This window comes from Tritonibacter sp. SIMBA_163 (assembly GCF_046535935.1).
GTDB lineage: Bacteria > Pseudomonadota > Alphaproteobacteria > Rhodobacterales > Rhodobacteraceae > Epibacterium > Epibacterium scottomollicae.
Genome location: NZ_JAWJBP010001087.1, coordinates 1 through 245 on the forward strand (window position 1 = coordinate 1; position 245 = coordinate 245).

At 68.2% G+C, this 245-nt stretch carries 1 protein-coding gene; it reads left to right on the top strand.

From position 1 onward, the window contains the following. Positions 1-245, top strand: a 245-nt coding sequence (locus R0J92_RS25700; RefSeq protein WP_411053772.1) for a carboxyl transferase domain-containing protein, incomplete at both ends; no start/stop codon positions are given.

The window sequence follows — 245 nt, forward strand, 5'->3', positions numbered from 1 at the left end:
GCCGTATCGCGGTGATGGGCGGCGAACAGGCGGCTGGCGTGCTGGCAACCGTCAGGCGCGACGGGATCGAGCGCACCGGCGGCACATGGTCGGCGGAGGAGGAAGCGGAATTCAAGCGCCCGACGCTGGAGATGTTCGAGCGCCAGAGCCACCCGCTCTATGCCTCGGCGCGGCTTTGGGATGACGGCATTATCGATCCGCGCAAGAGCCGCGAAGTGCTGGGCCTGTCGCTTTCCGCCACGCTG